We start from the raw sequence: 7,455 nt of genomic DNA, 5'->3' as shown, positions 1-7,455 counted from the left end.
GCCCACTTCAGATCCGTGCCTGCGCTTGTTCTTCATGGTTTGTGAGCATCCCCGGATGAGCCAGCCTGTACGAGGCAACGTTCGAGGCCAGAGGTATTCGAGGCCAGAGGTAAAAGAACAAGCTCACTGTTGTGGCAGCTCCTGCGGCTGGGATATGGCAGGGCACTCGGCGTCCGACTGTGTCATCGTCCAGCCGTCGCCGAGTATCCGGAGGCTGCTGAGTACGGCGGAAGGGCGCCCGGCGCCGCCGGTTGCTTCCGTGTCGGTGTTGGGGGCGGCTGCGATGAGTGGTGAGGCTGACTGGTTCACCGTGCAGGCCAGTTGGCGCATGGCCAGACGACTCAGAGGGGCCGCCTCGCCGGGGAGGCGGATGGAGAGCATGCCGTCGTCGCCAGTCGTCAGCCGTGGCGCGTCCGTCAGGTGGGGCAGCTGCGTGGTGGCGGTCGCGGCTTCGGTCGCGGTCGGTCCTTCGAACAGCAGGCGTACGACGGCCTGGAGGTCGGTGGCGTCGTCGGTTCGGCGGGGGTAGGTCGTCAGGGTCCCGTCGTCCAGGAAGTAGAGGGAGACGGTCGCGGGCGTTGGGGGCTGTGAGCTGGGGGAGAACATGCCGCTCGCCGGTTCACCGGCCTCGATGACGTCGGACGGGGGGACTCCGCACGCCGTGAGCGTGACCGCGGCGGTGAGCCCGAGCCCCAGCCTGAGCAGCAGGGGCGCCGGCGTCGGCCGTGAGCCCTTCATCGGGCGCCCCCCGCGGCAGCGGTGAGGGTGGTGGCGTCTGTGTCGTCGCGGTGGAGGGGGAGCTCGACGGTGAACACCGCGCCGCCCCGTGGCAGGTTCGCCGCCCGGATGCGGCCCCCGTGCAGGCGTACGTTCTCCGCCGTGATGGCCAGGCCGAGGCCGCTGCTCTCACTCCGGGTCCGTGAGGTGCTCGCCTTGTAGAACCGCTCGAAGATGTGCGGCAGGTCCTCCTCGGCGATCCCCGGTCCGTTGTCGCTCACCTCGATGACGGCCCACGCCGTGCCGGTCCCTTCTTCCCGTATGCCCATGGCCAGCCGCACGGGCGGCTCTCCGTGCCGCAGCGCGTTGCCGACCAGGTTGGCTGTCACCACGTCGAGCCTGCGCGGATCGACGTGCGCGCGAAGGACCCCCGGTCCAGGCAGCCGGGTCTCCACCTGTTGCTGCCAGCCCCGGGAGGCGAGGGTGCGCCGTACGGACTCGGCCAGGTCCATCTCGTCCCGGTTTAGTTCGGCGGCTCCCGCGTCGAAGCGGGAGATCTCCATCAGGTCGTTCACCAGTACGCTGAGCCGGTTCGTCCCCTCGCTGATGAGCCGTAGGGCTTCGCCGGTCTCTCCCTGCCGCTCCTGCAGGTCCAGTACGTCGGTGACCGCCGACATCGCTGCCAGGGGTGTGCGCAGTTCGTGGGAGACGTCGGCCACGAAGCGGCGTCCCTGGGCCTCCAGGCGGTGCAGCTCTTTGATGGTGCGCTCCAGTTCGGCCGCGGTTTCGTTGAAGGACTGGGAGAGGTCGGCCAGTTCGTCGGAGCCGGTGACGTCCAGCCGGACGTCGAGATGCCCCGCGGCCATCCGGCGCGTCGCGTGGCGCAGCGCCCGCACGGGACGCAGTACGCCGCTCGCGGCCAGCAGGGCGAGGACGACGGCGAGGCACAGGGCCACCAGGGTGGCCCGCTCGATGCCGCTGACCATGGCCTTGATGTACCCCTCTTCGGCGTTCTGCTCGACCTCCAGGTACAGCACGAGCCCGGAGAGCCGGGGCTCCGTGTTCTCGCCCGAGGTGGAGGTGACGGGCATGCCGACGACGAGACGGGGATGGCCGTCGATGTTCACCCGCTGGAAGACCGTGGCGCGTTTATCGGCCACGGACCGGCGCAGTGCGCTCACCTCGACGAAGCCGGCGCTCGGCGCGGAGGCGCGTTGGTTGCCGTAGGTGGCCATGACTCGCCAGTCCGATGACCGGTTGTCGTACAGCACCTGGTTCACGACGGACTGGAGCTCCGACCGGTCGGGGGAGGGGGAAATGGAGGGCGCGATCGCGTCGACGCTCGTACGGAACTGGCGGATGACGGAGTCCTGGCTCTGCTGGAGCACCCCCGTGCGCGCCTCGCGGAAGGCGAGGGCCCCGGTGCCCAGGGCGCTGACCATGGCCACCAGGACGAAAGCCGTCAGCAGGCGGGGGCGCAGGCCGCGCAGCGGGAGCGGGATGCGTACCAGGACCGCGCGCAGGAACTGCGCGGACGCGCGGGCGCTCATGAGGTGCCGAAGCGGTAGCCGAATCCGCGTACGGTCTGTACGTAGCGGGGGTTCCTGCCCTCGGCGAGCTTGTTGCGCAGCCGCTTCACGCAGGCGTCCACGAGTCGTATGTCGCCGTGGTAGCTGTGTTCCCAGACGGCTTCCAGGAGTTGCTGGCGGCTGAACACCTGGCCTGGGGAGGCCGACAGGGTGAGCAGCAGCCGTAGTTCGGAGGGGGCGAGGGCGATGGGGGCGCCGCGGTGCGTGACCACGAGTCCAGCGCGGTCCAGGACCAGTTCGCCGTGGGTCTCCGCCGGGGGGCGGGTGCCGTCCGGCAGCGAGGCGCCCTGTCGGCGCAGCACGGCCCGTATTCGTGCGTCGAGCACCCGGGCCCCTACGGGCTTGACCACGTAGTCGTCGGCGCCCGCCTCAAGACCCACGACCACGTCGATGTCGTCGCCGCGGGCCGTCACCATGATGACCGGCACCATGTCGCGTTCCCTGATCCGGCGGCACACGTCGAGGCCGGAGATGCCGGGCAGCATGAGGTCGAGCACGACGACGTCCGGTCCGAAGGGGCGAAGTTGGTCCAGCCCCTCCTCACCCGTTCCCACAGTGACGACCTCATGCCCCTGATGCCGCAGACCCAATTGGATGGCCAGGCGGATATCTCGGTCGTCTTCAATGATCAGGACCCGTGACATTTCGGCAGTGTAAGCAGGCCGGACGGGGTGGTCGTACCGGAAAGACCGCTCTCCGACCGCCGTTACACAACGAACACAATGGGCCGACAGGCACACGGTTTCGTTACCCTTTCGCGACAATACCGGCTCATGGCGATCATCTGGGATGACCAGTTTGAGCTGCCATGCGTTCAGCACGACAGCAGCAATCCGCACCATCCGCACCCCCTGCCGCCAGCACCGCAGCCGTTCACCGCGCCGACCGTCGGCGCCGGTCCTCCCGTCGCCGGAGACGTCCGCGCCGCCGGGGCCGAATCCTGCTGACCGCCCTGCTGGTGGCCGCCGGCCTGCTGCTCCCGGCGACGTACTTCTTGCAGAGTGAGCGCAGCGACGCTTCGAGCGGCGCGCCACGCGCGCGGCCCACGCACCTCACCGACACCCCTACTCCCCCGCCCACGCCCACTCCCACCCCTACGCCCACCCCTACGCCCACTGTGAGCCGGAGTGAGATCGATGTCCCTTTGACGGGGAGCGGGAGGTTCGTCACGGCGCAGGCCGGCGGGGCGACGGTGGGCACCGGCTCGCGTCCGCTGCGCTACGTCGTGGAGGTGGAGAGCGGCCTGGACATCTCGCCGTCCCAGGCGGCGAAGGAGATCGCCGGGATACTCGCCGCGCCGCGGGGCTGGACCCATGACGCGGGTACCGCATTCCGTCTGGTGAGCGCGGGAGCGCCGCACGATCTCACGGTGAAGATCGCGACACCGGGGACGGCGGACGCGCTGTGCTGGTCGGGTATCCAGCAGGACACCGGCGGCGAGTACAACTGCGAGATTCCGGGAGGGGTCGTGGTGAACCTCAAACGCTGGGTCAAGGGCTCACCCACCTTCGACGGCCCGATCCACGACTACCGGGCACTGATCATCAACCACGAGATGGGCCACTTCCTCGGCTACTCGCACGTGACCTGCGGGGGCCCGGGACAGCTGGCCCCGGTGATGATGCAGCAGATCAAGGGCCTGCACGGCTGCGTCGCCAACGCCTGGCCCTACGACAAGAACGGCCACCTCGTCACCGGGCCACCCGTCTGACCGCCGCCACCACCGTCGACGGCAGCGGCAGCGGTGGCCGGTCGGCCGGTCGTTACGGCTTGGTCATACAGCGAACCTACGGCCATGAACTGCCGACACCACTGTGAACTCCACGTTCTGACGCGCTCGGCGGCAGAACCAACTCTCCCTCCCCCTCGATCGGACAGACGTACATGACTCGATCCCGCACTGCCCGGAGACTGGCCGCGACGGCCGCGGTGAGCCTGTTGCCCCTGCTGGCGGCCTGTGGCAACGACGCCGACACCGGCGTGGAGTCCCGCTCCTCGGACAGTGGAACAACCGCAGACGGATCGTCCGGGCAACTCGACGTGCCCGCCGACGCGAACGCCGATCTCAAGAAGAAGTACCTCGTGGAGAACGCGATCGCGGCCTGCATGAAGAAGCAGGGATTCACCTACGCCCCCGTAGCCCCCGAGGATCCCGCCGACTCCTGGGCCACCGCTGGGGCGGACTACGCACTGACGAAGAAGTACCGGCAGAAGTACGGTTTCGGTGTCTACGCGGGCATCGTCTACCCCAACGACCCCGCCGCGTCGGGCCGTAAGGCTGCCCAGCAGGACGCGGACCGAACACCCAACGCGGACTACGTGGACACGCTCACCCCCAAGCAGAAGACCGCATACAACAAGGCGTTGGGCACGCCCCCGGACCCCAAGACCGACGAGAAGAACTGGACCGGTTGTCAGGGGGAGGCCGACAAGAAGGTCTACGGGTCCGGGTCGGCCCAGGAGCGGAGCGCCACGACCGCCGGCCAGAACCAGACCAACGCACAGGCCCTCAACGGTGATCCGAAACTGGTCGAGCTGGCGCAGTCGTACGCCTCGTGCCTGAAAAAGGAAGGCGTCTCCGTCACCACTACGCAGCCGACCGGCATCGGGGAGATGGTCAAGCTCCAGGCGCTCGCGTCCGCTCCGCCCGGCGCCGGCGGCGTCGTCGCCGTCGACGAGGAGGAGGGGAACTCCCAGAAGTCGCTGAGCAAGGGGGAGGCCCTCCCTCTGCTCACCAAGGACATCCAGCTGGCGATGCGGGATCTGAAGTGCGGCAAGGAGTTCCGGGCCGCCTACTTCCCGAAGTTCCTGAAGGCCCCGACCAGCGGTGGCGGTGCCGGGTGAGACAGCGTACCGAGCCGGCCGGCGCCCGTCCCGGACACTTCCGCAAGCTGCTCAGCACCCGTTCCGGACAGCTGAGCGTCGTCGTCACCGTGGTGGCGCTGGTCGGCGCGGGCGGCTGGTTCGCCGGATCGCGGATGCAGTCGCCCGCGGACGCCGCTGCCGCGCACCAGCCGCCCGAAGCCGGTCCCGTCACCGTCGCGGTCGAGCGGCGCTCGCTGACCGCGAGTGTGGTGGCCCAGGGCTCGGTGGAGTTCGCGTCGTCGCGCGACGTGACCCTGGCCGGACTCGTCGGCTCCCCGGACTCCGGGGCCGGTGACGCGGGGGCCGGGGACAGCGTCGCCCAGCGGGTCACCAAGGCACCGACAGCCGGGACGGAGGTGCGGGAGGGCGACGTACTGATGCAGGTGAGCGGGCGGCCGGTCCTGGTACTGCGGGGCACCGTGCCGATGTACCGGACCCTGGGGCCCGGCGCCTCCGGGGGCGATGTCACGCAGCTCCAACGGGCGCTGGCACGGCTGGGTTTCAACCCCGGTTCCGCGAACGGGACGTACGGACAGTCGGACGCCGCGGCGGTCAGCCGCTGGTACAAGCGCAAGGGCTACCGGGCCATGGAGCCCACCGTCGCCGACAAGCAGCAGCTGGGGACGCTCGAAGCGGCGGTGACCAGCGCGCAGCAGGCACTCCTCGAGGCACGGGATTCGGGCGGCGAATCCGGCAGCAAATCGTCCGGGAGCGGATCGCCGGGCACCGAACCGTCCGGCAGTGGGTCGTCCGGCAGTAGCTCCGCAGGAGGCGGCTCGGGCACCAGCGGCAACGCCGCCGAGCTGCAGCTCAAGTCGGCACAGCAGCAGTTGGACGCGGCCAACTCCGCGCTCCTGGCCTTCCAGGCCGGGTACGGAACCAAGGTCCCCGCCGGTGAGGTGGTCTTCCTGCCGGAACTGCCGGCCCGCCTGGACAAGGTGTCCGTGAAGACGGGAGACACCCCCACCGGACCGGTCGCCACGGTGACCAGCTCCAAGGTCGTGGTACGCGCCGTGGTCCCGGCCGACGACGCCAAGTTGCTCCACAAGGGCATGCCGGCGCGGGTGGAGACCACCGACGGCACGAAGGTGGACGGCGACGTGGTGGCACTCGGCGCCGACGTGCCGAAGGACGACGCAGCCGACACCGACAAGCAACAGGGAACCTCGGGCGGTGACAGCGACGACACCTCGGCTCCCGTACCGGTACAGATCTCCGTGCCGTCGGGAAAGCTGGCCAAGAACGCCGCCGAATCCGCGAAGGTCACCATCGAAGTGGGCTCCTCGCGAGGCAAGGTGCTGACGGTACCCGTCGCCGCGCTGCACACGTCCGCCGACGGGAAGGCCCGGGTACAGGTCGTACGCGGCGGCAAGGGGGTGGGCGTCGCCGTCGAGGCCGGCCTCTCCGCGGACGGCCAGGTGGAGGTCGCCCCGGCGTCCGGCGCCACCCTGAAACCGGGCGACCAGGTGGTGGTCGGACGGTGAGCAGCGGTACGCCGATGACCGGTCCGCCGACAAGCGGCTCGCCCATGACCGATCCGCCCATGACCGATCCGTCCGTGCGAGATCCGGGGGCGTTCTCTGGTGCGCCCGACGCGGACACGGTCATTCAACTGGTCCGTGTGGAGCGGACCTTCGACTCCCAACCGCCTGTGCACGCCCTGCGCGACGTGCACCTGAGCGTGCGGCGTGGCGAGCACCTGTCGATCGTCGGCCCGTCCGGTTCCGGCAAGTCGACGCTGCTCAACACCCTGGGGCTACTTGACCGCCCCACCTCGGGCACCTACTGGCTCGACGGGGTGGAGACCAACGGGCTCGACGACCTGGAGCGCACCGCGTTGCGGGGCAGCCGGATCGGGTTCGTCTTCCAGTCCTTCCACCTGCTGCCGTACCGGACCGTGGAGGAGAACGTCATGCTGGCCGAGGCCTACCGCAGGCCGCGCCCGGGGCGCGGCCGGGCCGGCCGCCGCGCCAGGGCCGAGCGGGCACTGCATCAGGTGGGCCTGGCGCACCGGTCCGGTTTCCGGCCGGACCGGCTCTCCGGCGGTGAGAGACAGCGGGTGGCGATCGCCCGTGCGCTGATGAGCGAACCCGCCCTGCTGCTCTGCGACGAGCCCACCGGCAACCTCGACAGCGAGAACACCGAATCAGTCCTCGCCCTCTTCGACCGGCTCGGCGACCAGGGCATGACCCTAGTGGTGATCACTCATGAGGAGGCGGTCAGTGGACGGGCTCACCGGCGAGTGAGGATCAGTGACGGACGGCTCACCGAGGAGTACCGATGA

The 7,455-nt window shown here is 69.7% G+C and carries 8 protein-coding genes; 5 read left to right on the top strand and 3 right to left on the bottom strand.

The features are described 5' to 3' along the window. Positions 1-123 precede the first annotated feature (123 nt). From ACFQ7F_RS30875 to ACFQ7F_RS30865, 3 genes are read right to left on the bottom strand one after another with little or no spacing between them, the layout of a single operon-like run. Positions 124-738, bottom strand: a complete 615-nt coding sequence (locus tag ACFQ7F_RS30875) for a GerMN domain-containing protein (RefSeq protein WP_383277319.1) — start codon at positions 736-738, stop codon at positions 124-126. Then, entirely contained in the window at positions 735-2,267 is a 1,533-nt protein-coding gene (locus ACFQ7F_RS30870) for an ATP-binding protein (protein WP_383277317.1), read from the bottom strand. The genes ACFQ7F_RS30875 and ACFQ7F_RS30870 overlap by 4 nt, the downstream gene beginning before the upstream one ends. After that, positions 2,264-2,950 carry a response regulator gene (locus tag ACFQ7F_RS30865; protein ID WP_383277314.1) on the bottom strand — a complete coding sequence of 229 codons (687 nt, stop codon included), beginning with the start codon at positions 2,948-2,950 and terminating at the stop codon, positions 2,264-2,266. Before ACFQ7F_RS30865 ends, ACFQ7F_RS30870 begins: the two co-directional genes overlap by 4 nt. Positions 2,951-3,079: 129 nt before the next feature. On the opposite strand from ACFQ7F_RS30865, the gene ACFQ7F_RS30860 reads away from it, so the two are divergent. The 5 genes from ACFQ7F_RS30860 to ACFQ7F_RS30840 all read left to right on the top strand — a co-directional run bounded on the left by ACFQ7F_RS30860 (position 3,080) and on the right by ACFQ7F_RS30840 (position 7,455). Beyond that, positions 3,080-3,253 (top strand): hypothetical protein, encoded by a 174-nt coding sequence (locus ACFQ7F_RS30860; RefSeq protein WP_383277311.1) that lies wholly within the window; start codon positions 3,080-3,082, stop codon positions 3,251-3,253. Positions 3,254-3,264: 11 nt separating this feature from the next. Beyond that, on the top strand, positions 3,265-4,017 hold the full coding sequence (locus tag ACFQ7F_RS30855) for a DUF3152 domain-containing protein (RefSeq protein WP_383277308.1): 753 nt from the start codon (positions 3,265-3,267) through the stop codon (positions 4,015-4,017). A 173-nt stretch (positions 4,018-4,190) separates the two neighbouring features. After that, a complete protein-coding gene (locus ACFQ7F_RS30850) occupies positions 4,191-5,150 on the top strand; it encodes a hypothetical protein (protein WP_383277305.1) in 960 nt (319 codons plus the stop codon). Further along, on the top strand, positions 5,147-6,655 hold the full coding sequence (locus ACFQ7F_RS30845; protein WP_383277302.1) for a peptidoglycan-binding protein: 1,509 nt from the start codon (positions 5,147-5,149) through the stop codon (positions 6,653-6,655). Before ACFQ7F_RS30850 ends, ACFQ7F_RS30845 begins: the two co-directional genes overlap by 4 nt. 59 nt (positions 6,656-6,714) lie before the next feature. Beyond that, entirely contained in the window at positions 6,715-7,455 is a 741-nt protein-coding gene (locus ACFQ7F_RS30840; RefSeq protein ID WP_383277299.1) for an ABC transporter ATP-binding protein, read from the top strand.

It is taken from the genome of Streptomyces sp. NPDC056486, assembly GCF_042795295.1.
Taxonomy (GTDB): Bacteria; Actinomycetota; Actinomycetes; order Streptomycetales; family Streptomycetaceae; genus Streptomyces.
This window is presented reverse-complemented; position numbering and strand designations above follow the sequence as displayed.